Source organism: Vandammella animalimorsus, from assembly GCF_002288875.1.
In the GTDB taxonomy this organism is placed as follows: Bacteria; Pseudomonadota; Gammaproteobacteria; order Burkholderiales; family Burkholderiaceae_C; genus Lampropedia; species Lampropedia animalimorsus.
This window is the reverse complement of sequence record NZ_NTBH01000002.1, coordinates 289,291-311,496: the sequence shown is the minus strand read 5'-3', so window position 1 is coordinate 311,496 and position 22,206 is coordinate 289,291. Positions and strand designations below refer to the sequence as shown.

Sequence of the window (22,206 nt, the reverse complement as noted above, 5' to 3'; positions counted from 1 at the left end):
TCCATCGTGACTGCCCATCGCAATCGGCATTGCGTAATTTTTAGGGAAATTCCTGATCAGCTGCTTTGCGACCCCACAGCAGTTCAATCAGAACAATCCAATAAAAAAACGCCCCTGTTTTACCAGGGGCGTTCAATCAAATCATCCATTGGGGCCTGAATTTCTCAGGCCAACCAATTAGAAGTTGTGGCGCAGGCCGATACCGAAGTTGTTTTCGTCGCTGAAGTGCGTGCCGTAAGCAGGGCCTTCTTTGTCAGCACGGTAGTAAGCACCGTACACGAAGGTGCGCTTGGACAGAGCGTACTTGCCTTCGACCACGAAGTCGATACCGTCACGGGTACCATTGCGGTCTTCAGCGTACACAGCGTCAGCAGCCAGGCTGAAAGCGCCCAGGGGCAGGCTCACGCCCAGGGAGTAACCTTCCACGCCAGGAACAACCTTGGTCGAACCAGTGTTCGGGCCACCCATGTAGCCACCAGCGGCCACATCGTTGTAGTGGTAAGAAGCAGCCAGCTTCAGGGCGCCGAAGTCGTAAGAAGCACCCACGTTGGCGTTCTCAACACGGCTACGCTGACCCCAGCCAGTAGCCACTTCAGCAGCGTTGTAGCCAGCAGCCACAGCCAGAGGGCCGTTTGCGTAGATCAGAGCCACGTCATAATGACCCTTGGTGTCGGTGTAGCTGCCCAGCTTGTAGTTGTCTTCGAACACATAGCCGACAGAAGCCTTCAGGCCACCGAAGCTAGGAGTCACGTACTTGATCATGGCGTTGTCACGCGAACCACCGCCGTAACCGAAGTTCAGAGCAACCGCCGAATAGTTGGCAGTACCGGTGATTTCGTAAGCAGCAACGGAGTCGAAGCTGGGAGTCAGCTGACGACCAGCGCGCAGCGTACCGAAGCCACCTGCCAGGCCAACCCATGCCTGACGCTGGAAGCCGGAGCTAGCGCCGTCGGCCAAGCTCACACCTTGTTCAAATTGGAAGTTGACCTTCAGGCCGTTGCCCAGATCTTCAACGCCACGGAAGCCGATGCGGCTGGTGCCGTTGTTAATGTTCGAGTTGGCGTGCGCGCCTTGCGTGTCGTTGGCATCACCGATAGCGATGTCGGCCACGCCGTACAGGGTCACAGAAGACTGAGCCATTGCCAGGCCAGAAGCAGCAACAGCGGCCAAGGCGATCAGAGATTTTTTCATTGCGGATACTCCAAGGTTAAACATAGGGCTCCGGTACGGGGGGTCAGGGGCTGCATTTCTGCCATGTTTGAATCCCGCCGGTTCCCCGAGCCAACCTCCTGGTGGGGAAGTTAGGACGTATTGCAGCAGACGCGGCGGAGCTTGGCAAAGAGTATTTGCAATTGGCGCGGCATTCTTCCGCTTTTCGTTGCATCAAGACAACACCACCGAGCGCAGCCCATCGCGGCGCGGAGTTGGCGCCGTACACGCCGTCACCGGCTTTTGTCTCCCACAGCGCAAAAAATGGCCTTGTACTGGCTGCAAAATCGGCGATCCCCAATCAAAACGGCTCTGCCTGTCATGTTGACACCACACCCCTACCCGGCCTGGCGTGGCCCAATGTGGGCCTTGCCCGCGCTACTGGCCGCGCTGAGTGTTCTGGGCCCATTTGCCATCGATACCTATCTGCCTGCATTTGAAGGCATTGCCGCATCACTTGGTACGTCCAAAGCCCATCTGCAGCACACATTGGCGGCTTATTTGCTCGCTTTTGCCGTCATGAACCTGTTCCATGGCGCTCTGGCTGACAGTTTCGGTCGCCGCCCAGTAGTGTTGTGGGGCGTTGCTGCCTTTGCCCTGGCCTCTGTCGGGTGCGCTCTTGCTCAATCGCTGGAGCAGCTGGTGCTCTTTCGTGCACTGCAGGGGCTTTCATCTGGCGCCAGCATGGTGGTGTCGCGCGCCATCATTCGCGATGTGTTTCCGCCTGCGCAGGCTCAGAAGGTGATGAGCCGGGTCACCTTGTACTTTGGTCTGGCACCAGCCATTGCACCCGTCATCGGTGGCTGGCTTTACACCTGGGCTGGCTGGGAGAGCATTTTCTGGTTCATCGCCCTGCTTAGCGCCGGGCTGTGGTGGCTGAACTGGCTGGTACTGCCCGAGACCCTGGCGCCGCAGGCCCGCCAGCCGTTTGCATTGCAATCGCTGCTGGCCGGATATTTTTCTTTGGGCAGAAGCGCTCGCTTTCTGCTGTTGGCCATCAGCAGCGCCCTGCCCTTCAACAGCATGTTCATCTATATTTTGGCGGCGCCAGAATTCCTTGGGCAACATCTGCAACTGGCTCCCACGCAGTTCTTTTGGATGTTTCTCTGCACCATCGGCGGCATCATGGGGGGCGCCATTGCCAGCGGCCGCATGGCCGGCATCATGCCCCCGAAACGCCAGATTCGCCATGGCTTTCTCATCATGGCCATCGCCGTTGTGCTGAACATGCTGTTGACCGGGCTGAGCATGGCGCTCGGGCAGCTCCAACCCTTTGTGCTGATCCCCCCGCTGGCACTGATTTCTTTTGGCTGGGCCATCGTCATGCCGCCAGTAACTCTGCTGGTGCTGGACATCAACCCCATGCGCCGCGGCATGGCCGCATCCATGCAAGCCTGCTTGGCGTCTGCAGCCAATGGGCTGGTTGCCGCACTGGTCGTGCCGCAGGTCATGCACTCGCCCATGGCGATTGCAGTGGCCTCCGCTGTGTTCTGGTTGGTGGGCATGCTGGCCTGGTTGTACCTGCACTTGCGCTGGCCAGACATCGGCCGGCACACCGACGCCACTTGAGTCTGCGCAGCAAGCCTTTCACCAACGCCTACACCCCAGGACATTGGGGTAATCGGGCATAGGCAATGTCTTGCACAACTGTTATATTTTGCAGCGCACAAAATTTCTTTTCTCCAGCCATGCTCTACCAGATCTACGAAGCGCAGCGCTCACTCTCTGAGCCCTTTGCCGACTTTGCCAAAGCGGCATCCAAGATGTTCTCCAGCCCTTCGCTGCCGTTTTCCAGCCTGCCCATGGCGCAGCGCGTCTCTGCAGCCTACGACTTGCTCTATCGCTTGGGCAAGGACTACGTCAAGCCGGAATTCGGCATCGAAACCGTTGATCTCGATGGCGTCAATGTCGCCATCCATGAGCGTGTGGAGATTGACAAGCCCTTTTGCCGCCTGCTGCGCTTCAAGCGCTTTTCCGATAACCCCGCCACGCTGGAAAAAATGCTGGGCCAGCCCGTAGTGCTGATCGTCGCGCCGCTGTCTGGCCACTATGCCACTTTGCTGCGCGAGACGGTGCGCACCATGCTCACCGGCCACAAGGTCTACATCACGGACTGGAAAAACGCCCGCATGGTGCCCACCAGCGAAGGCGATTTTCATCTGGATGATTACGTCAACTACGTGCAGGAGTTCATCCGCTACCTGCAAAAGCAGTATGGCAACTGCCACGTGGTCAGCGTCTGCCAACCGACAGTGCCCGTGCTGGCAGCCGTGTCCCTGATGGCCAGCCGCAAAGAGCTGCTGCCCCTGTCAATGGTGATGATGGGCGGCCCCATCGATGCGCGCAAGACCCCGACCTCCGTCAATGACCTGGCCGTCAAGCGCAGCTTCGAATGGTTTGAAAACAACCTCATCTACCGCGTCCCCTACGGCTACCCAGGCGAAGGGCGCCGCGTCTATCCTGGTTTTCTGCAGTACTCGGGCTTCGTTGCGATGAACCCGGATCGCCACGCCAGCAGCTATTACGACTACTTCCGCAACCTCATCAAGGGCGATGAAGATGCCACCGAACACCACCGCAAGTTCTACGACGAGTACAACGCGGTGCTGGACATGGACGCCAACTACTACCTGGAAACCATCGACACCGTATTCCAGCGCTTCAAGCTCGTACATGGCACCTGGGAAGTGCGCAACCCCGAAGGGCAGCTTGAGCTGGTGCGCCCGCAGGACATCCAGAACGTCGGCCTGCTGACCGTTGAGGGCGAACTCGATGACATCGCCGGCAGCGGCCAAACGCAAGCGGCTCACCAGCTGTGCGAAAACATCGATGAGTCGCAGCGCGCGCACCTGGATGTCATGGGCGCTGGGCACTACGGCATCTTCAGCGGCAGCCGCTGGCGCAAGGTTGTCTATCCGACGATCCGTGACTTCATCGGGCGCTTTCAACCTGCTCTGCCAGCAGCGGCCAAGGCCGCAGTGCAAGAGGCCGCTGCCGCCACTGCCGCAGGCGATGCACTGGCAGCCGCCAACAATGAAGAAGCTGCCCTGCCCTCGGCAGAGCAATCCGCGGCCGTCAAGGCCTCCGCCAAGGCACAGGAGTCGACTGCGCCTGCAGCCACCAAGCCTGCCTCAGCAAAGCCTGCTGTCAAAGCGGCGCCCAAAGCACCGTGGCCGGAGCACAAGGCCAAGGCTGGCGGCACCAAGCCCAGCCGCAGCACATCCTCCGGCAGCAAAAAAACCAGCGCCTCCAACAGCAAAGCCAATAGCTCGCGCTGATTTGCTCCCAAATCAGCGCGGTATGGGGTTGCCTGCGGGCCTGTACACGGCGCACGAGCAGGCCCGCACCACCTTGTTCTTTCAAGGCCTTTTGAAATACAGCATCCCCTGCGCTGCGCGCCATACCGTACATCGCCCTGTTTCAAGCCATGTCCCAATGCACCCGCGCCATGCAGGCAGCGCAGCTGGATGCGGCTTTGCCGCAAACGCAATGCACCCGCTGCGGCTACCCGGATTGCCAATCCTACGCCCACGCCATTGCCTTTGAGCAGGCCCCCATCAATCAATGCCCGCCAGGTGGACAAGAGGGCGTGCGCAGGCTGGCCGAGATCACCGGGCGGCCCGCCTGGCCATTGAATGCAGCACACGGTGAGGAATCCGCCCGCGCCATGGCCATCATCGACGAGCAATGGTGCATTGGCTGCACGCTGTGCCTCAAAGCCTGCCCAGTCGATGCCATCATCGGCGCCAACAAACGCATGCACACGGTGCTGGAGTCCGCCTGCACCGGCTGCGAGCTGTGCATCCCCGTCTGCCCGGTGGATTGCATCCGCATGCAGCCCATCACCGGCCAGGCCACAGGCTGGGCTGCATGGAGCCCCGCCCAGGCTGAGCAAGCACGAGTGCGCTATCGGCGCCACATGCAACGACAGGCAGGCCGCGCCACCATCGCCACTGTCGGCCCCAGCAGCAGCAGCGGGCCACTGGCTCGCCACCATGGGCAACACGAGCCAGCACCAGGGCCTGAACAGCCAATGGCCTTGCACGACAACCGCCCGCTGCAAGCAACGGGCGCTGCCCCCACAAAAGCTGAAAAACACCAAATCCTGGCGGCCGTGCTGGCCAAAGCGCAGGCCAGGCGGCGCGCACAGTAATTGCGCACTGGCTCCCCCCTTGCATGCGACAGACCCTTTGTATGACTTCATCCTGGTTGAAATCAGGGCTCGTGGCTTTGTGCATGAGCATGGCCTGGATTGCAGGACAGGCTCAGCAGAGTCCAGCGGCCACAAATGCAACGAACAGCCAGACTGGCGTGACTCCCATACACGCTGCAAAACAACAATCCAGTTCATCGGCACAGGCAAAAGCGCCTCCGGCGCCATCGCCATCAACGCCCACACAATCTGAAAAGCCCAACACTGGGCCTGTACTGCTGCGCATCCAAACACCCTGGCACGACACACTGAGCCTGACTGAGCAAGATCTGCTGGCCCTGCCTCAAACCGAAGTGCGCACCAGCACTCCCTGGACAGACGGGGTTCGCAGTTTCCAAGGCCCGCTGCTGCGCGAGGTGCTCCAACTCGCCAGTCACGGGCGCGACGTCAGGAGCATGAGCCTGCTGGCAAAATCGCTCAACGATTATCATGCCCAGATCCCGGCCAGCGATGCGTGGAAGTGGGATGTGATCATTGCCTTGCGCATGAACGGCCACCCCATGTCGCGGCGCGATAAAGGACCGCTGTGGATCGTTTATCCGCGCGACTCGCATGCTGAGCTCAAACAGCCCCATTACGACCACCGCTGGCCCTGGCAGCTGCACTTTATGGAGCTCTACGAACTGCCGTAACCACCAGCCTGATCCCCAAAAGCCGCCACAAAAGTCATATCCCCGGCCCTGCAATGACGCGCCCTTCACGTCCATTCCCACCGCCGCCCCAGCTGTGGCGCTTGGCCTTGGCGGGCATGATCGCTCTGGCGATCACACTGGTGTATTTGCTGATCCAGATCTTGCTGATGCAGCAGACACAAATTCAACGCACGGGCGAGCGCGTTCTGTGGGACATCGCGCAAGCCGAACGCGAGACGCTGCGCATGCAGCACAGCTTGCAGCAATGGCAAAGCGGCGCGATGGACAACGAAACCATGGCCTTGCGCTATGACCTTTGGCAAAGCCGCATTCAGCTGCTGCGCGATGGGCCGCAGTGGCGCAATCTGCACGCCATGGGGCTGGCGCCGTTGCTGCATGACGTATTCAGCCAAGCCCTGACCGGACCTGCGCGCGCGGCCTCAGCGCCCGACACCCCCATGCCCATGGCAATGCCAAGTCCGGCTTTGCTAGAAAGTCTGTCAGAAAAACTGCGCGCCGCAAGCAGCCAGATTTCGACCACCGAGCGCGTCGAATACGACCAGGCGTTGGCATACCAACACCAGCTCATCCGCGCTGCCCTGTTGGCTTTGCTGCTGCTGATCATTTGCACGCTCGCTCTGCTATTGATGCTGCTGCGCCAGCTGCGGCAACGCGCGCGCCACACCGCCCTGCTGATGGAGCAACGCAGGCTCCTGCAAAGCGACATTGCCGCATTGCAAACCGCCCACCGCGCGCACGCCCTGTACCGCTACTTCGTGGCCCTGCTCTCACAGCAAATGCGCGCGCCGCTGCTGGAAATCAACACCCACATGCAGCGTCTCAAGCATGGCATACAGCGCCACCCAGCCAACTTCCCCGACCAGGGCAATGATCTGAGCCCCTTGCTCGAACGCAAAAGCCGCCACATCCGCGAAGCCACCTTGCGCGTGCACAACCTGATCAACAGCGTGCTCAGCAGGCTGCGCATCGAAAACGGCCAGCTGCGCGCCAGCCGACTGCCTTGCAGCCTGTATGTGCTGGCGCAGCAATGCTCTGGACACATCCGCACCCTCTACCCTGGGCGGATTCTGCATCTGCGCATCCAGGATGCCGACCAGAGCGAGACGGACGGCAGCGACACCCATGCGGCCCCCAAGCAACCGCTGACGCTGCGCACCTACCGCACCGCGTTCGACGTGCGCCAAGCCCGCCTGGCCAACCTGCCAGCCTTTGCGCTGTCGGCCGATCCAGCCCTGCTCGAACAACTCATCCTGAATGTGCTGGAAAACGCCTGCCGCTATACCCCACCCGACTGCCCCATTGAAATGAGTCTGTCCAGCACTCGCAACGCACTGGAGCTGCGCGTACGCGACTGGGGCCAAGGCCTGAGTGAAGCGCAAATTGCCGCCCTGCTGCCAGCCGCCCAGGACGACATCGAGGCCATTTTGACCAACGAAAAAGGCCTGGGCTTGCAGGCGGCGCAAGCCATTGCCCAGCTGCACGGCGGCACGCTGAGCGTCACATCCGCACAGCCGCAGGGCTTGTGCGTCACACTGATCCTGCCGCGCTGAATGGTATGCGCTGCAGCCACAGCTGCAGTTGCAGCTCCAGCCGCGCCTTGGCTGGTGGCAAAGGCAGCAATGGCCAGTTCGGCGCTGGGCCGGGCACCACGGCCCCGGCATTGCAGCGGCTGGTTACGGCCACGGCCACCCCAGCCTCGCGCTGGGCCTCGCACAAGGCCGTGTGCAAGGCATGGTGCAAGGTCGCATTGCCCGTGCCCGCCACCAGCAGCCCCTCAAAACCGGCCGCCACCAAGGCCTGAACCTGGCGCGCATCAAACCCCGCATGGCTGCTCAGCCAAGCCACGGCAGGCGGTGGCGTCTGCGCTGCAGCCCGCAGCAGCGCCTGGTAATGGCCTGGCGCCCATAGCCCCTCGGCCCACGGCTCATCCTGCCCGGGCCCTGGCGAGCAAGGCGCTCTGGCCAAGCGCACCTGCCCCTGCTCCACCCAGGCCAGCGGGCCAGCCTCACCGGCACTGAAAGCCGGCACATGGTAAGGCTGCACTTTCTGCACTGTCAGCGCATCGAAGACGCGGCCCGCAGCCACTGTCAGCACCTGGCAGCCTGCGCCTGCGCGCACCAATCCAATCTGCACGGCAGACAGTGCGAGCACACAGGCGTCAAACAGGTTCTGCGGTCCATCTGCGCCCAGCGCACCAGCCGGGCGCATGGCGCTGACCAGCACCACTGGCTTGCCCACGGCAGGCAGGCAACGGTGCAGAAACCAAGCGGTCTCCTCCAGCGTGTCCGTGCCATGCGTCAGCACCACGCCCTGCACCTGCGGCTGCGCCAGCGCGGCGGCCGTGGCCTGGGCAATGCGCAGCCAATCGCCGGCATCCAGATCCTTGCTGTCCTTTTGCAAGATTTGCTCGGCATGCAGCTGAGCTGGCAGTTGCTGCAGCGCCGGCACGGCATCGAGCAATTGCTGCACCGGCAACACGGCGGCTTGGTAGCCCACGTGGTCGCTTGCGCTGGCGGCCTGACCGGCGATGGTGCCGCCCGTGGCCAGGATGCGCAGCTGCGGCGCGGCGCCGCCGCTCATGCCTCAGCCCCAACCGGCGCCAGCGCCAGCAAATGCGCATGCACCTGGCCAGCGCGCAGATAGTGGCGGCGCTGCCAGCCCAGTTCGGCCAGCTCGGCCTGGCCCCATTCACGACCGCTTTCCCAGTACAGCCAGCCATCGGGCGTCAGCGCGTTACGCGCCAGCTGCAAGGCTGACTCATCCAACCCAGCGGCATAGGGAGGGTCGAGAAAGACCACATCCCAACCCTGGGGCTGCTGCGCGCAGGGCGCACGCAGCGCCGCCAGGCCATCGCCGCACTGGATGCGCACATTGCCCGCCTGCAGGCGCTGCGCATGGGCCTGCAATTGGCGGCACAGGCCCGGGTCGCGCTCAACCAGCAGCACCTGCGCCGCATGGCGCGAGGCGGCCTCCAGCCCCAACGCGCCGCTGCCCGCAAAGGCGTCCAGGCAGTGGCGACCGTGCAAATCCTGGCCCAGCCAGTTGAACAGGGTCTCGCGCACGCGATCGGGCGTGGGCCGCAGGCCAGGGCGCGCGGCCACCGGCAGGCGGCTGCGCTTCCATTGCCCGCCGATGATGCGCACCTGCCCTGGCGCCGCTTTGGCCGCTTTGACCGCTGTCGCCTTGGCAGCGCCGGCCTTGGTCTCGCGGGCGCGGCCGGCCAACGGCGGCGTATTCAAGGCCTGTCCCCCAGGCCGACAATGACGGTGGCCATGGCCTGCGGCTGCAGCGCCTTTTGCAACGCACGGTGGATGTCGGCAACGCTCAGAGCCTGGACCTTGGCCGTCCAGGTGTCCAGATAGTCCAGCGGCAGGTCGTTCCAGGCGATGTTGGCCACATTGCCCAGCAGCTTGGCGTTGCTGTCGATACGCAGCGCAAAGCCGCCAATCAGATTGGCCTTGGCATCGGCCAGCTCTTTCTCGGTCGGGCCCTTGGCGACGAATTCGGCCACCAGCTCATGCACCAGCTGCACGGCCGCTTCGGCCTGGTCGGCGCGCGTTTGCAAACCGATGGTGAAGGCCCCGGCATGGTTGCCCGGGCTGAAGCTGCTGGAGACGCCATAGACCAGGCCGCGCTGCTCGCGCACTTGCTCCATCAGGCGCGACCCAAAGCCACTGCCGCCCAGGATGTGGTTGGCCACCAGCAGCGCCAAAAAGTCCGGGTCATCGCGGCGAATGCCCGGCTGACCAATCAGTACCTGGGCCTGCTCAGCCGCAAAGGGGATACGCTGGCTGCTGGCCTGCGACAGCGGCTGCACCTCAGAGACGGCCGGCAAGGCCTTGCAGACCGTGGCTTGGGGCAACTGGGCCAGCAGCTCGTGCACCAGGCGGTCGGCCTGCTCGCGGCCGATGCGGCCGACCACGCTGACCTTGGCCTGGCAGGGCTGCACATGCCGGGCATAAAAAGCTTGCATGTCGCGCACGCCGATCTGCGCCAGGGTCTGGGGCTGTACTTGATAGCCGTAGGGGTGCGCGCCGTAGACGGCTTGATCGAAGGCCTGGCCTGCGATCACGCCCGGGCGGGTCTGGGCCTCACGCAGCGCGGTGCTCCAGCGCTGGCGCTCGCGTTGCCAGACGGCCTCGGGCCAGGCGCTCTGGCCAATTTGCCGCGCAGCCAGCGCCACGGCCTTGGGCAGAAGCTGCTCATCGGTCAGGCTGCGCAGGTGCAGCGTGAAGCGATCGCGGCTGGCGCTGGCCTCGAACGATGCACCCAGGTCGGCCCAGGCCTGGCCCAACTGGTCTTCGTCCAGGGCGGCCTGGCCGGCCACTGCGCGCACGCCCTTGGTCAGCATGCTGGCCGTGGCCGTGGCCAGGCCGGCCTGGTCGGCCGGATCGCGCCGCGCGCCGCCATCGAAGTCGATCTGTACATCCACCATCGGCAGGCTGGGGCTGTGCACCAGCCAGACCTGCGCGCCGCTGGCCTGGCGCCAGTGCTCGATGGGCAGCAGCGATGGGGCCTGCGTCTGCGCATCGGCCGGCAAGGGCTGGTGCAGCACCGCTGGCTGCTGTACTTGTTGCTGCGCTGGCTGTGGCGCTGACTGCTGTGCAGCCTGCTGGGCCGCTGGCGGCAGCGGCGCGCAGGCCACCAGCGCCGCCGCGCTCAGGGCATGGATGAGAAATGGGCGCTTCATCATGGTTGCTCCTTGCGTGTGGCCTTGGGTGCCGTGGATGCTGCGGCGGATGGCGCCTGCGGCTGCAACTCGGCCACCGTCAGCCCATCGTCACCGAAATAGCGCGCCGCCACGGCCTGCACCTGCTCGGGCGTGACTTCGCGCAGCCGCTGGATCAGCAACTCGCTGGCATCGAGCGGCCAGCCCTGGACCCAATTGCGCCCCAGCTCATTGGCCTGCGCGAACATCGAGTCCTGCTCGTACACCGTGGCCGCCGTCCACTGCGTGACCACTCGCTGCAGCTCCTGCTGGCCAACGCCGCGCTGCGCCACCTCGGCAATCGTCCGGCGCAGCGCCTGCTCCACGGCCTGGCCATCGCGCCCGGGCGCGGGGATGGCGCTGAGCAGGAACAGGCCATTGCCGCTGCGGTTGCTGAGCATGGCGCTGGCATCGACGCTGTCGGCCACGCGCTGCGGGCCGCGCACCAGCGCGCGCTCCAGCCGCGCGCCCTCATAGCCGCTGAGCACGCCGGCCAGCGCCATCAGCGCCAGCGCCTCACGATCGCTGGCGGTAGGTTGCTGCAACTGCTGCAACGCCGGGGCCTTGAAGGCCATCAGCAGCACCGGCTGCTCGACCCGATCGCGCAGCACAATGCGCCTGGGGCCTTGCTGCGGCGGCTCCTGCGTGATCTTGCGCGCCGGCAGCGTGGCTGCCAGCTGCGCACTGCTCTGCAGCGCATCGCCATAGTGGCGCGCCACCAGCGCCAGCGCCTGGCGCGGCTGCACCTGGCCTACCACCACCACGGCGGCATTGGACGGCACATACCACTGGCGGTAGAAAGCGCGCACGTCCTCGGCGCGCATGCGCTGCAAGTCGTCCATCCAACCGATGATGGGGCGGCGCTGCGGCGCGGCCATGAAGGTGGCGGCCATCAGCTGCTCGAACAGCTTGGCGCGCGGCTGGTCGTCGGTGCGCAGGCGGCGCTCTTCCTTGATGACCTCGATCTCGCGCGTGAACTCCTCATCGGGCCACTGGTTGTGCGCAAAGCGCTCGGCCTCCAGGCCCATCACCACGCCCAGCTGCTGCACCGGCACCTGCTGGAAATAGGCCGTGTAGTCCAGGCTGGTGAAGGCATTGTCCTGCCCGCCCAGTTCGGCCACGCGGCGCGAGAACACGCCCGGCGCCAAGGCCTTGCTGCCCTTGAACATCATGTGTTCCAGCGCATGCGCCACGCCGCTGGTGCCATCGGCTTCGTCGATCGAGCCCACGCGCACCCACAGCATGTGGATGGCCGTCGGCGCGCGCCGGTCGGGCTTGACGATGACCTCCAGCCCATTGGCCAGCCGGTAATGCGCCAGCGCCTCATCCTCGCGCAGCGCCTGCGCGCCGACCGGCAATTGATCAGTCGATGCCGCTGGCGCTGCCACCTGCGCGGCCGGCGGTTTGTCCGCCTCCAGCGCGGCAGTGCCTGGGGCGCTGGCGCATGCGGCCAGGCAGGCCGCAGCCAGCAGCGCTGCGCTGCGCCTCAACCAAGGTTTCATACAATCGCGCTCTTGCGTCTTCACAGTCCAGGTTCTCCATTGATGAAGGCGCCACAGCGCCCCGTCGGGCACGTTGCCCAACGCCTAAATGCCATTTTGGCGCGTGCCCAGGCCCGTGCCCCTGGCAGCACCAACGCCGCGCATTATGTTCAGCTTTTTCAGAAAAAAATCCCCAGCCCCCGCGCCCAGCGAAACCAGCGCCAAGCCACCGGCTGTCGACAGCAGCGTCATGGACTGGTTGCGCCAGCAAGCCATCGACACGCCGCCCGCCGCGCCCCCCGCCGCGCCGATTGCGCCGCCCACGCCTGCGCCCCTTGCTGCCCCTGAGGCCCCCAAGCTCGCCGACGCAGCTGAAACAGTGGGCCCGGCTCACACAGCGCCTGCCCCTGCACAGCGCCCTCAGCCCCCGGAGCCAGTCACCGCGCCACCTGCGGCCGTTCCCGCCGTCGAGCCGCACGCGCCCCCCGGCATCAACGCGCCAGCGTCTGCCCCCGTGCAGCCCCCTGTATCGGCTGCCATCCCGGCCCCGCCCACAGCCGCGCCCCTGCAACCCGCCGACCTACCCGCGGCGCCGGCCCAGTCACTGAGCCCACCACCGGCCGTGACCACAGCGCCGCCGCCTGCGCCGCTGCCCCCATCCGCGCCCGCCGTGCCCGCACCCGGCACAGCGTCGTCAGCCCAGCAGGCTGTGCCCACGCCCACGCCCATGCCGCAGCCGGCAGCCCCGGCCGTGGGCAGCGCCCCCGTGGCCGCGCCCGCCCCTGCCGAAACAGCCCCCGCCAGCGCCACACCTGCACCCGCTGCGGAACGCAAAAGCTGGCTGGACAAGCTCAAAGCCGGGCTGCGCAAAACCGGCAGCAGCATCTCCACCGTCTTTACCGGTACGAAAATCGACGAAGACCTGTACGAGGAGCTGGAAACCGCGCTGCTCATGGCCGATGCGGGCGTCAAGGCCACCACCTTCCTGCTCGATGACCTGCGCCGCCGCGTCAAGGCCGCCAAGGCCACCGATCCGGCCCAGGTCAAAGGCCTGCTGGCCGATGCCATTGCCCAGCTGCTGCAACCGCTGGAAAAAACCCTGGTGATCGGCGAGCACGAGCCCACCGTCATCATGGTCGCGGGCGTCAACGGCGCGGGCAAGACCACCTCCATCGGCAAACTCACGCGCCACCTGGCCGATGCCGAGGCCAGCGTGCTGCTGGCCGCGGCCGACACCTTCCGCGCCGCCGCGCGCGAGCAATTGGGCGTCTGGGCCACGCGCAACACCGTGGAAATCATCGGCCAGCAAGGCGGCGACCCGGCCGCCGTCAGCTTCGACGCCGTCACCGCCGGCAAGGCGCGCGGCAAGGACGTGGTGCTGGTGGACACCGCCGGTCGCCTGCCCACGCAGCTGCACCTGATGGAAGAGCTGAAAAAAATCAAGCGCGTCATCACCAAGGCCGAAGCCAGCGCCCCGCACGAGGTGCTGCTGGTGATCGACGGCAACACCGGCCAGAACGCGCTGGCCCAGGTCAAGGCCTTTGACGACGCGCTGCAACTGACGGGCCTGATCGTCACCAAGCTCGACGGCACCGCCAAAGGCGGCGTGCTGGCCGCCATCGCCCAGGAGCGCCCCGTGCCCGTGTACTTCATCGGCGTGGGCGAAAAGCTCGAAGACCTGCAAACCTTCAACGCCCGCGAGTTCGCCCAGGCGCTGCTGGATTGAGCGGCCTTGGCCGCTTACGCCAAGCCCCTGACGGCCCTCTAGGCCGCCAGGGGCTTTTTGCATGGCAGTCATAGAGGCCGAGCCTGCTCACGATCTCGGCACGAGTGTGAGCAGGAGGCGGTTTGGAATGGGCCGCTCAGACGGCCCGTGCAGAGTCTCAGCGGCGGCGCAGGCCCAGGGCCGATACCAGTGCCAGCAGCCCGCCCAGCAGCATCAAGCCCAGCGGCCCCAGCACGGGCACGCCCGGCAGCCCCGTGGCGCCTGGCAGCGGCACATGCTGTGGGCGGAATGCGGCGTTGACCGTGCAGGGCGCGGTCACCGGCCCGGTGGCGAACGCGCGCTCGCCCACGTGCGCGCCATCGCAGTCGCTGGTCACGGATTCGACCTCATAGCCATCGGCCGGCAGCAGTGTGAACACGGCCCTGCCGCCTGCGGCCACGCTTTGCACGCTGGGCAGGATCTGGCCACCATGGGCATCGGTGGCCACGGCGCGCACGGCATGGTGCGGCCCAGGCGCCCAGGGGCGGAAACGGGCCTGCACCCGGCAATCGGCCGAGAGCGGGCCGGTGAAGAACGTCTCGGCACCGGCCCAGGATGCTGTGCCGCAACTGCTGTCGATGGCATCGAGCATCTGGCCAGGGTCAGGCTTGATGACGATGGCCGCTTCTGCACCGGCAATGCCCTGCTGCAGCGCCGGTGACACCTGGCCGCCCGGGCCGGCACTGGCACGCACGGCCCAGCTGATGCTGGCGCAGCCTGCAGCCCAGTCGCCGCCAGCAAAAGCATTCCACTGGGCATCGGTGGGCGAAGCCGGCTGCAGTCGGTTCGGGCACAGAGCCGACCAGGCGCCCGGCATCAGCCCTGGCGGCAACTCGGCCGGCGGGCTGCCGGTGAGCAGGTTGTGCTCGACGCGCAGCTACAGCAGCGCCGTCAGGCCGCCCAGCTCCGGCATCGCTCCGCTGAACTGGTTGTTGTTGAGGGACAGGCGCTTCAGCCTGGGCAGGCCCTGCAAGGCTGGCAAGGGGCCGCTGAACTGGTTGAAGCTGGCATTTAAATCCTGCAGCTGCGGCAAGTGCCCCAGCCGCAGCCGCCCGGCAAGCCGGTTGTGGCTGAGGTTGAGCTCCACCAGAGCCGGTAAGGCATCGAGCAGCGGCAACTGGCCATCGAGCAAATTGTGGTTGGCCACGAAGGCCTGCAATCGCTCCATTCCGGCCAGGCTGGGCACAGCGCCGGTGAGCCAATTGCCCGCCACACTGAAGTGCTGCAGCGCCGGCGCGCCCGTCAATACTGGCAACTCGCCGCTGAGCCGATTGTCCGCAGCGCCAAACTGGCGCAGCGCAGGCAGGCCATCGAAGCGGGGCAACGCACCGCTGAAACGGTTGCTGGTCACATCGAAACGCTGCAGCGCGCTCAGGCCCTGCAACGCGGGGATGGGCCCGTCGAGACGGTTGCGGCTGACATCCAGATGCTCCAGTTGTGGCCAGGCAGCCAAGTCGGGCAGCGGCCCCGCAAGCTGATTGCCGGAAAGCTCCAGCCGGCGCATGTGCCGCAGATTGGACAAGCCCTCTGGCAACTGGCCATCGAGCCGGTTTTCCGGCAAGCGCAAACCCACCACATGGGCCTGGGCCGCATCGCACAATACCCCCTCCCAATCGCATTCAGTGCCCGGTGCGGCGAAATCGGCGCCCTGCTTCCAGCCCGTGCGGCGATGCCAGCCATCGCCCTGCGTGTGCGTGTACACATCCAGCAGTGCTTGGCGCTCGGCCGCAGGGATGGCTGCCTGGGCTGCCGCCAGGCCCAGCAGCGCCAGCGCTGCCCCAGCCAGGGTATTTCGCAAGATAGGCGTCATTGGCAATCCTTTTTTTCTGAACCCAGATCCAGCTGTTCATGGCGTGCAGACGCGCACCACCTTTTGCCCACGTGGCCTGGATTCTAGGCAGCGGCCTGGCTACACCCCATCGGTGATAACGCCAGCGCAGGGCGCATGTCCCACACCATCACTGTGGCGCAGACGAGCGCTGGCGGCTGCCTACCAGCAGCGTGCCCAGCCAGCCCAGCAGCGCGATGGCGGCCAGCACGGCCAGCGGGCCCAACGCGGCGGCCAGTGGCGCGCCCAGTTGGTTCAGGCGCAGCGAGGCCTGGATGGCCGCCGTGCTGGGTGAGGCCCAGCGCAGCCATTCCAGCCAGAGCGGCAGGGCTTCGGCCGGCCAGGTGAAGCCCGCCAGAAAGGCCAGTGGCAAGCTGGTGAACAGCACCAGGTAGAGCACGCGCTCGCGGTCGGCCACCCACAGCCCCAGCAGCGCCGCGCAGCCGACTACGGCGGGCACGAACAGGCCCAGCAGCGCCAGCGCGCCCAGCGGGTTGCCGCCGCTGGGGTAGTCGTGCCAGAAGAACATCCAGCCAAAGTAGTACAGCCCGGCCAGCCAGCCGGGCAGGCAAAAGGCCAGCAGCCGCGCCAGCCAGGCGCTGGGGCTGGCTGCGGCGCGTTGTTGTTCACGCCAGGTGGCCACCAACATGGCAATGCCCATCAGCAGGGTTTGTTGCAGGATCAGCAGCGCCACGGCCGCCACGACGAAGCTGCCATAGCCGCCCGTGGGGTTGAACAGGGCGGCGCTTTGCAGTTGCAGCGGCGCGCGGCTGGCGGCGGCCTGCGGCGCACTTTGCCCGCCAGCCTGCAAGCGCTTGAGCTGCACCCCGGCAGCGACGGTGCCAAAGCTTTGCGCAAAGCCTTGCTGCACTTGCTTGCTCACCAGCGGATAGCTGCCGTGGGCATAGACCGTCACATGCACCGGCTCGCGCCGCAACACGCCACGCTTGAGGCCGCGCGGCAATTCGGCGTAGCCGTAGATGTCGCCGCGCAGCAGGGCCTGGCGGGCCTGCTGGGCATCGGCCGTGACCAGGTTCACGGCCAGTTGCGGGCTGGCATCGGCATAGCGCAGCAGTTGGCGCGTCAGGCTGTCGGCCTCGGGCACGACGATGGCCACGGGCACGCGCTGCACCACCTGCGCGCTGTAAAACCAGGGGTAGAAAAAGCTGTAGAACAGCGGCCCGCCCACCACCAGCAGCAGCACGCCTTGATCCCTGAGCATGGCGCGCAGCGCCGCCAACCAATGGGCAACAAAGCCTTGGCGCGGCGCAGCATCCGCGGGCGGGGCTGGGGGCGTGGGCCGGACCATCTCAGCGCCCTCCCCACAAGGCCGGGCGCGGCAAAGCCCAGCGCAAGGCCATGGCAGACAGAGCCAGGCCCAGCAAGCAGGCCAGCCACAGGCCGCCCAGCACCGGCAGGCTTTGCGCGATGTCCGCGCCCATTTGCAATTGCTCGATTTGCAGGCGGATGTAGTGCGTGTACGGCATGGCCACAGCCCAGGCGTGGGCGCCGGGGCTCATGGCCAGCAGCGGAAAGCCCACGCCGCTGAAAGCGAAGGCCGGCGCGGCCAGCAGGCCGGCAAACGACAGCGCCGTGCGCAGCGAACGGGTGGCCGCCGCCAGCAGGCCGCCCAACACCAGGCTGACCGCCACCAACGAGGCCAGCGCCAGCAGCACCCAGACCAGACTGCCAGCGGCCTGCCAGCCGCGCCATTGCGTCAGATACACCAGGCCCGCCATGCCCACCAGCGACAGCGACAACCAGGCCGGGGCGAGCTTGCCAACCAGTGCGCTGGCAATGGCCCACCAGCGCGGCAGACCCAGCCTGGCCGCCGTGGCCACTGCGGGCGCATCGGATGCATCGGGCACAGCGGGCGGTGCGGGCAGCAGCCAGTCGCCCAGGCTGCGGTCGCGCAGCTCGCGCCCGACCACCCAGGCCCCGCTCGTCATGGCCAGCACGTACAGCAGCGCGGGGATCAGCGCCAGGGCCAGAAAGGCCTCGTAGTTGCCCGAGGGGTTGAACAGCGGCCGCAACTCCAGCGTGATGGGCTCGCGCCAAATGGGCAAGGCCTGGGCGGGCGTGCCGCGCTTGGCGCTGGCCTGCATCTCCAGGCCGGCGCTCAGGGTGCCGACGACCTGGCGCACATCGCGCTCGATCAAGCCCGAGTGTGTGCCCATCTGGGCGTTGTGCAACAGCGTCAGCGCCGCGCCCTGGCCTTGCTGGATGCGCTGCTCGGTCTGACGGGGGATGTGCAGCACGGCATACACCCGCATGGACTGCAAAGCCTGTTGCGCCTGGGCGGCGCTGTGCACGGGCTCGGCCAGCGCCAGCCCAGGGCTGGCTTGCAGCATCCGCTGCAACTGGCGCGGCAACGCGCCCGCGCCCTCATTCCACACGGCAATGGGCAGGCCGCGCGGCAGGCCCGCCGAGAAGGTGGCGCACAGCAGCGCCACGGTCAGGGCCGGCACCCAGGTGAGCATGGCGCGATCCCAGGGGCGGCGGCGCAGCAGGCGCAGCTCGCGCCGCAGGCTGGGCCAGAACGCGGCCATACTCACAGCGCCTCTTGCAGCACCACGCTCATGCCGGGGCGGGCGCCTTCGATGGGTTGGAGCGGCCGGGCGCGCACTTCAAAAGTGCGGGCGTCGAAGCCCTGGCTGGCGCGGGTGGCGCGCCAGGTGGCAAAGTCCGGCAGCACGCCCAGGAAGTACACCTCGAACGTCACGCGCTGCCCGCCCAGCGCGGGCAGCGCCGCCTCGAAGCGGCTGCCCTTGGCAAAGCGTTGCAGCAGGTCTTCGCGCACGTTGAGCACCACCCATTGGTCGCTCAAGTCGGCCACGGTGACCACGGCCACGCCCTGCGGCGACAGCTCGCCCTCCTTGGCCAGCACCTTGGCCACCTCACCGCCGATGGGGCTGGCCAGCCGGGTTTCGGCCTGCGCCACCTGGGCCTCGGCCAGCACGGCCTGCACCTGACGCGCCTGGGCGGCGGCGGCGGCGCGGTCCTCGCTGCGCGCGCCCTCGCGCGCCAGTTGGTATTGGGCCTGCGCGGCCTGGGCCTGGGCGCGGCTGGTGCGGGCGTTGGCGCGCGCCTCGTCGCGCTTTTGCGCCGCCACCAGCCCTTGCGCGTACAGGCTTTGCACGCGCTGATAAGAGGTCTCGGCCAGCTCGGCGGCGGCCACGGCGCGCTGCCATTGCAGGCGCGCCATTTCGATTTCCTGCGGCCTGGCTCCGTGCTCGGCCTTCTCGGCCTGGGCCTGGGCGGCCTGCCCGGCGGCCTCGGCCTGGGCGATCTTGGCGCGCACCTCGGGGCTGTCCATCTCGATCAGCAGATCGCCCGCAGCGATGCTCTGGCCTTCGCGCACCAGCACCTTGGCGATGCGCGCGGTGATCTTGGGGGCGATATCCACCTCGCGCACTTCCAACTGACCTTGCAGGTACAGCGGCGCGGGCTGGGCGGCACGCCAAAAGCCCCAAGCGACGAAGGCCAGCGCAGCCAGCGCGACGATGGCGCTGAACAGGCCACGCAACAAGGAGCGAGGGGCCGTGGTGGGGGGCGGGGCAGAGGCAGTCATGGGCTCAAGAAGTGATCGATCGACGGCATTGCGGGCCAAACCCGCCAGGAATGCACAGGCAAGCGGGAGAGGGGTCAGGGCGTATCGGGCAGGAGCTGGATATCGGCCTGCTGCTGGTAGTGCTGGAACTGCTCGCCCTGGCCGCTGCTCTCCAGCAGCGCCGCCAGGGCCTTGACGTATTGGTTGGCGCTTTGAGCGCGCTCGGTCTGCACCTTGGCCAGTTGCAATTGCGCGTCCATCAAGTCCAGCGCAGTGCTGGTGCCCGCGCGCAACCCGGCCTGGCGCAGGCGCAGCAGCTCCTGGGCCAGTTGCTGCTGATCTTGCTGCGCCAGGTAGCGCGTGCGCGCGTGTTCGGCATCCAGCCAGTGCTTTTCCACCAGCAGGGCGATGTCCTGCAGCGCCTGGCGCTGGCTGTGCTCGGCCTGCTGCACCTGCTGCTGGGCGGCCTGCGCCAACTGGCGATGATCGATACCGTCCCACAGCGTCCAGCGCAGCGCCACGCCGGCCACCCAACTGGGCTTGCCCGAGCTGGGCAGCTCGTGATTGGCAAAGGCCAGCACGGTGGGCTTGCGCCGCGCCTGCTGGGCGTCGTGCAGCGCCTGGGCCTGGCCGCGCTTGGCCTGAATCTTGTCCAGCCCAGGGTGCTGGCGCTGAGCTGCCGCAACGAATTGCGCCAGCGGCGGCAGCGGCTGCGATTGCACGAACAGCGGCGTGCTCAGACGCAGCGGCCCTGGCTTGCCGATGCTGTTCTGCAAAGCCGCCTGGGCCAGCCGGGCGGCATCGCGCGCCTGCAGGGCCTGCTGCGCGGCATCGGCCAGCGCGCTGCGCGCCTGCAGGCGCTCGACGTGGGCAATCACGCCGGCCTGCTCCATGCGCTGTGCAGCCAGGTCATGCTCGCGCACGGCCTGCAAGGCGCGCTCGCGCAGCGTGGCGGCGCGCTCGGCCAACTGGGCGTCGAAGTAGCGCTCGATCAGCTGGCGCTGCAGGCTGGCGGCGGCCAGGCTGGCATCGGCGGCGGCCTCTTGCTCGGCCGCGTCCAGCCCGTGGCGCAACGCCTGAGTCAACCCGCCGGTGTAGAGCGGCCAGACGCCCGAGAGGCTGGCCGTGGCGCGCTCGTCGCGGCGGCGCAGCGCGTAGCTGTCCGGGATGGCCGGCAGCCCGGCAGCAGCTGGGCCCACGGCGTGCGCCAAATCGCCGGGCAACTGCGCCAGCGCACCAGCAACAGCCTGGCGGAAGCTGCCCAGGCCCAGATCGGCATTGACGGAATAGGCATAGCCCGAGGCCTGCAAGGCCAGCGAAGGCCGGCCCAGGCCCTGCATGCCAGCGCGGCGCAGGCGGGCGCTGTCGAGCTGGGCCTGGCTGGCCGCCAGCTGCGACGAATGCCGCAGCAACAGCGCCTGGGCTTGCTCCAGGCTCAGGGCCTGGCTGGGCGCCGGTGCTTGCGGCGCTTTCGGCGAGGTAGTGTGGACAGGCGATGCAGGCGGCGCGGCCTGCGCCGCAAGGCAGAACAGCACGCTGGTGGCAAACAGGCGGCAACGCATGGCAAAGCTCGTGGGGGAAATATTGCAGTGGGCCGGGCAAGCGATGATACTGCGCGCCTTGCGCGCGGCGCAGCGCGGGCCGCGCGCCATGTTTCATTGATTGCCGCCGCGCTTCTTATTCCCCCCTGCGATGACCACATTGACCATCACCCGCCCCGACGACTGGCACCTGCACCTGCGCGATGGCGCGGCGCTGCACACCACGGTGGCGCATGCCGCAGCGCAGTTTGGCCGCGCCATCGTCATGCCCAATCTGCGCCCGCCCGTGACCGACGCGGCCCAGGCGCTGGCCTACCGCGAACGCATCCTTCAGGCGCTGCGCCAAGCGGCCCCCGAGGCGAGCTTCGAGCCGCTGATGACGCTGTACCTGACCGACCGCACCACGCCCGAGACCATCCGCAGCGCCAAGGCCCAGGGCCTGCCGGCCTGCAAGCTGTACCCGGCCGGCGCCACTACCAACAGCGACGCTGGCGTGACCGCGCTGCGCAACATCTACCCGGCGCTGCAGGCCATGCAGGAGGTGGGCATGGTGCTGCTGGTGCATGGCGAGGTGACAGACCCCGAGGTGGACCTGTTCGACCGCGAGGCGGTGTTCATCGAGCAACAGCTCATGCCGCTGCGGCGCGACTTCCCCGAGCTGAAGATCGTCATGGAGCACATCACCACCCGGGAGGCCGCGCAGTACGTGGCCGAGGCCGACCAGCACCTGGCCGCGACCATCACCGCGCACCACCTGCTCTACAACCGCAACGCCATCTTTCTGGGCGGCGTGAGGCCGCACTACTACTGCCTGCCGGTGCTCAAGCGCGAAATCCACCGCCAGGCGCTGCTGCAGGCGGCCACCTCCGGCAACCCCAGGTTTTTCCTCGGCACCGACAGCGCCCCGCACGCCGCGCCGCTGAAGGAGGCGGCCGTGGGCTGCGCCGGCTGCTACACCGCCGCCGCCGCCATCGAGCTGTATGCCGAGGCCTTCGAGCAGGCCGGCGCGCTCGATCGCCTCGAAGGCTTCGCGGCCTTTCATGGCGCAGACTTCTACGGCCTGCCGCGCAACACCGAGCGCATCACGCTGCACAAGCGCAGCTGGCAGATGCCCGAGGCCTACCCCTACGTCGAGACCGTGCTCAAACCCCTGCGCGCCGGCGAAGCCATGGCCTGGCACAGCGCGCCGGCGGCCACATTGGCAGCCAGTTGAGCCCCTGCCGATGGCGGCCTGACGGTCGCGCCGCCGCCCGCACAC

The 22,206-nt window shown here is 66.8% G+C and carries 18 protein-coding genes; 7 read left to right on the top strand and 11 right to left on the bottom strand.

Translation table 11 applies throughout. From position 1 onward, the window contains the following. Positions 1 to 177 precede the first annotated feature (177 nt). Entirely contained in the window at positions 178 to 1,191 is a 1,014-nt protein-coding gene (locus tag CLI93_RS05420; RefSeq protein ID WP_172424288.1) for a porin, read from the bottom strand. 342 nt (positions 1,192 to 1,533) lie between these two features. Between CLI93_RS05420 and CLI93_RS05415 the strand changes: the two genes are divergently transcribed. From CLI93_RS05415 to CLI93_RS05395, 5 genes are all read left to right on the top strand, one after another. Next, a complete protein-coding gene (locus CLI93_RS05415; RefSeq protein ID WP_420823110.1) occupies positions 1,534 to 2,778 on the top strand; it encodes a multidrug effflux MFS transporter in 1,245 nt (414 codons plus the stop codon). Positions 2,779 to 2,897: 119 nt separating this feature from the next. Continuing rightward, on the top strand, positions 2,898 to 4,487 hold the full coding sequence (locus tag CLI93_RS05410; RefSeq protein WP_095542653.1) for a polyhydroxyalkanoate depolymerase: 1,590 nt from the start codon (positions 2,898 to 2,900) through the stop codon (positions 4,485 to 4,487). Positions 4,488 to 4,636: 149 nt separating this feature from the next. Beyond that, positions 4,637 to 5,362, top strand: coding sequence for an RnfABCDGE type electron transport complex subunit B (locus CLI93_RS05405; RefSeq protein ID WP_095542654.1), 726 nt, complete (start codon positions 4,637 to 4,639; stop codon positions 5,360 to 5,362). Positions 5,363 to 5,403: 41 nt separating this feature from the next. Next, positions 5,404 to 6,054, top strand: coding sequence for a putative pterin-binding protein (locus tag CLI93_RS05400; RefSeq protein ID WP_238945832.1), 651 nt, complete (start codon positions 5,404 to 5,406; stop codon positions 6,052 to 6,054). A 116-nt stretch (positions 6,055 to 6,170) separates the two neighbouring features. After that, positions 6,171 to 7,625: a sensor histidine kinase gene (locus CLI93_RS05395; RefSeq protein WP_172424289.1), complete on the top strand. Its 1,455-nt coding sequence runs from the start codon at positions 6,171 to 6,173 to the stop codon at positions 7,623 to 7,625. On the opposite strand, the gene CLI93_RS05390 is transcribed toward CLI93_RS05395, so the two are convergent. From CLI93_RS05390 to CLI93_RS05375, 4 genes are read right to left on the bottom strand one after another with little or no spacing between them, the layout of a single operon-like run. Then, a complete protein-coding gene (locus CLI93_RS05390) occupies positions 7,603 to 8,655 on the bottom strand; it encodes an asparaginase (protein ID WP_095542656.1) in 1,053 nt (350 codons plus the stop codon). The genes CLI93_RS05395 and CLI93_RS05390 overlap by 23 nt on opposite strands. Further along, positions 8,652 to 9,314: a 16S rRNA (guanine(966)-N(2))-methyltransferase RsmD gene (gene rsmD / locus CLI93_RS05385; protein ID WP_420823106.1), complete on the bottom strand. Its 663-nt coding sequence runs from the start codon at positions 9,312 to 9,314 to the stop codon at positions 8,652 to 8,654. The genes CLI93_RS05390 and rsmD overlap by 4 nt, the downstream gene beginning before the upstream one ends. Next, positions 9,311 to 10,768, bottom strand: a complete 1,458-nt coding sequence (locus tag CLI93_RS05380) for a M16 family metallopeptidase (protein WP_238945833.1) — start codon at positions 10,766 to 10,768, stop codon at positions 9,311 to 9,313. The genes rsmD and CLI93_RS05380 overlap by 4 nt, the downstream gene beginning before the upstream one ends. Beyond that, complete coding sequence (locus CLI93_RS05375) at positions 10,765 to 12,285, bottom strand: M16 family metallopeptidase (protein ID WP_238945834.1); 1,521 nt, start codon at positions 12,283 to 12,285, stop codon at positions 10,765 to 10,767. Before CLI93_RS05375 ends, CLI93_RS05380 begins: the two co-directional genes overlap by 4 nt. Positions 12,286 to 12,829: 544 nt before the next feature. Here CLI93_RS05375 and ftsY point away from each other — a divergent pair. Next, positions 12,830 to 13,990, top strand: coding sequence for a signal recognition particle-docking protein FtsY (gene ftsY, locus CLI93_RS05370; protein WP_420823109.1), 1,161 nt, complete (start codon positions 12,830 to 12,832; stop codon positions 13,988 to 13,990). Positions 13,991 to 14,147: 157 nt separating this feature from the next. On the opposite strand, the gene CLI93_RS15105 is transcribed toward ftsY, so the two are convergent. The 6 genes from CLI93_RS15105 to CLI93_RS05340 all read right to left on the bottom strand — a co-directional run bounded on the left by CLI93_RS15105 (position 14,148) and on the right by CLI93_RS05340 (position 20,969). Continuing rightward, complete coding sequence (locus CLI93_RS15105) at positions 14,148 to 14,723, bottom strand: InlB B-repeat-containing protein (RefSeq protein WP_172425523.1); 576 nt, start codon at positions 14,721 to 14,723, stop codon at positions 14,148 to 14,150. A 183-nt stretch (positions 14,724 to 14,906) separates the two neighbouring features. Beyond that, entirely contained in the window at positions 14,907 to 15,839 is a 933-nt protein-coding gene (locus CLI93_RS05360) for a leucine-rich repeat domain-containing protein (RefSeq protein ID WP_095542660.1), read from the bottom strand. A gap of 148 nt (positions 15,840 to 15,987) precedes the next feature. Further along, positions 15,988 to 17,079 carry an ABC transporter permease gene (locus tag CLI93_RS05355; RefSeq protein WP_238945835.1) on the bottom strand — a complete coding sequence of 364 codons (1,092 nt, stop codon included), beginning with the start codon at positions 17,077 to 17,079 and terminating at the stop codon, positions 15,988 to 15,990. Positions 17,080 to 17,167: 88 nt separating this feature from the next. Continuing rightward, positions 17,168 to 18,406 carry an ABC transporter permease gene (locus tag CLI93_RS05350; RefSeq protein ID WP_095542662.1) on the bottom strand — a complete coding sequence of 413 codons (1,239 nt, stop codon included), beginning with the start codon at positions 18,404 to 18,406 and terminating at the stop codon, positions 17,168 to 17,170. 2 nt (positions 18,407 to 18,408) lie between these two features. Further along, the gene (locus CLI93_RS05345; RefSeq protein ID WP_095542663.1) at positions 18,409 to 19,428 is read right to left on the bottom strand and encodes an HlyD family secretion protein; all 1,020 of its coding nucleotides are present in this window, start codon (positions 19,426 to 19,428) and stop codon (positions 18,409 to 18,411) included. A gap of 74 nt (positions 19,429 to 19,502) precedes the next feature. Continuing rightward, a complete protein-coding gene (locus CLI93_RS05340; RefSeq protein WP_095542698.1) occupies positions 19,503 to 20,969 on the bottom strand; it encodes a TolC family protein in 1,467 nt (488 codons plus the stop codon). 130 nt (positions 20,970 to 21,099) lie between these two features. Here CLI93_RS05340 and pyrC point away from each other — a divergent pair, with 130 nt between their 5' ends. Continuing rightward, positions 21,100 to 22,161: a dihydroorotase gene (gene pyrC, locus CLI93_RS05335; RefSeq protein WP_095542664.1), complete on the top strand. Its 1,062-nt coding sequence runs from the start codon at positions 21,100 to 21,102 to the stop codon at positions 22,159 to 22,161. The last annotated feature ends 45 nt before the right edge of the window (positions 22,162 to 22,206 follow it).

Excerpts from the sequence above, each read along its gene's own strand:
- CLI93_RS05420 (WP_172424288.1), bottom strand. The coding sequence starts at position 1,191 with ATGAAAAAATCTCTGATCGCCTTGGCCGCTGTTGCTGCTTCTGGCCTG.
- CLI93_RS05410 (WP_095542653.1), top strand. The coding sequence starts at position 2,898 with ATGCTCTACCAGATCTACGAAGCGCAGCGCTCACTCTCTGAGCCCTTT.
- CLI93_RS05405 (WP_095542654.1), top strand. The coding sequence starts at position 4,637 with ATGTCCCAATGCACCCGCGCCATGCAGGCAGCGCAGCTGGATGCGGCT.
- CLI93_RS05400 (WP_238945832.1), top strand. The coding sequence starts at position 5,404 with ATGACTTCATCCTGGTTGAAATCAGGGCTCGTGGCTTTGTGCATGAGC.
- CLI93_RS05395 (WP_172424289.1), top strand. The coding sequence starts at position 6,171 with ATGATCGCTCTGGCGATCACACTGGTGTATTTGCTGATCCAGATCTTG.
- CLI93_RS05390 (WP_095542656.1), bottom strand. The coding sequence starts at position 8,655 with ATGAGCGGCGGCGCCGCGCCGCAGCTGCGCATCCTGGCCACGGGCGGC.
- CLI93_RS05380 (WP_238945833.1), bottom strand. The coding sequence starts at position 10,768 with ATGATGAAGCGCCCATTTCTCATCCATGCCCTGAGCGCGGCGGCGCTG.
- CLI93_RS05375 (WP_238945834.1), bottom strand. The coding sequence starts at position 12,285 with ATGAAACCTTGGTTGAGGCGCAGCGCAGCGCTGCTGGCTGCGGCCTGC.
- CLI93_RS05360 (WP_095542660.1), bottom strand. The coding sequence starts at position 15,839 with ATGACGCCTATCTTGCGAAATACCCTGGCTGGGGCAGCGCTGGCGCTG.
- CLI93_RS05355 (WP_238945835.1), bottom strand. The coding sequence starts at position 17,079 with ATGCTCAGGGATCAAGGCGTGCTGCTGCTGGTGGTGGGCGGGCCGCTG.
- CLI93_RS05350 (WP_095542662.1), bottom strand. The coding sequence starts at position 18,406 with ATGGCCGCGTTCTGGCCCAGCCTGCGGCGCGAGCTGCGCCTGCTGCGC.
- CLI93_RS05345 (WP_095542663.1), bottom strand. The coding sequence starts at position 19,428 with ATGACTGCCTCTGCCCCGCCCCCCACCACGGCCCCTCGCTCCTTGTTG.
- CLI93_RS05340 (WP_095542698.1), bottom strand. The coding sequence starts at position 20,969 with ATGCGTTGCCGCCTGTTTGCCACCAGCGTGCTGTTCTGCCTTGCGGCG.
- pyrC (WP_095542664.1), top strand. The coding sequence starts at position 21,100 with ATGACCACATTGACCATCACCCGCCCCGACGACTGGCACCTGCACCTG.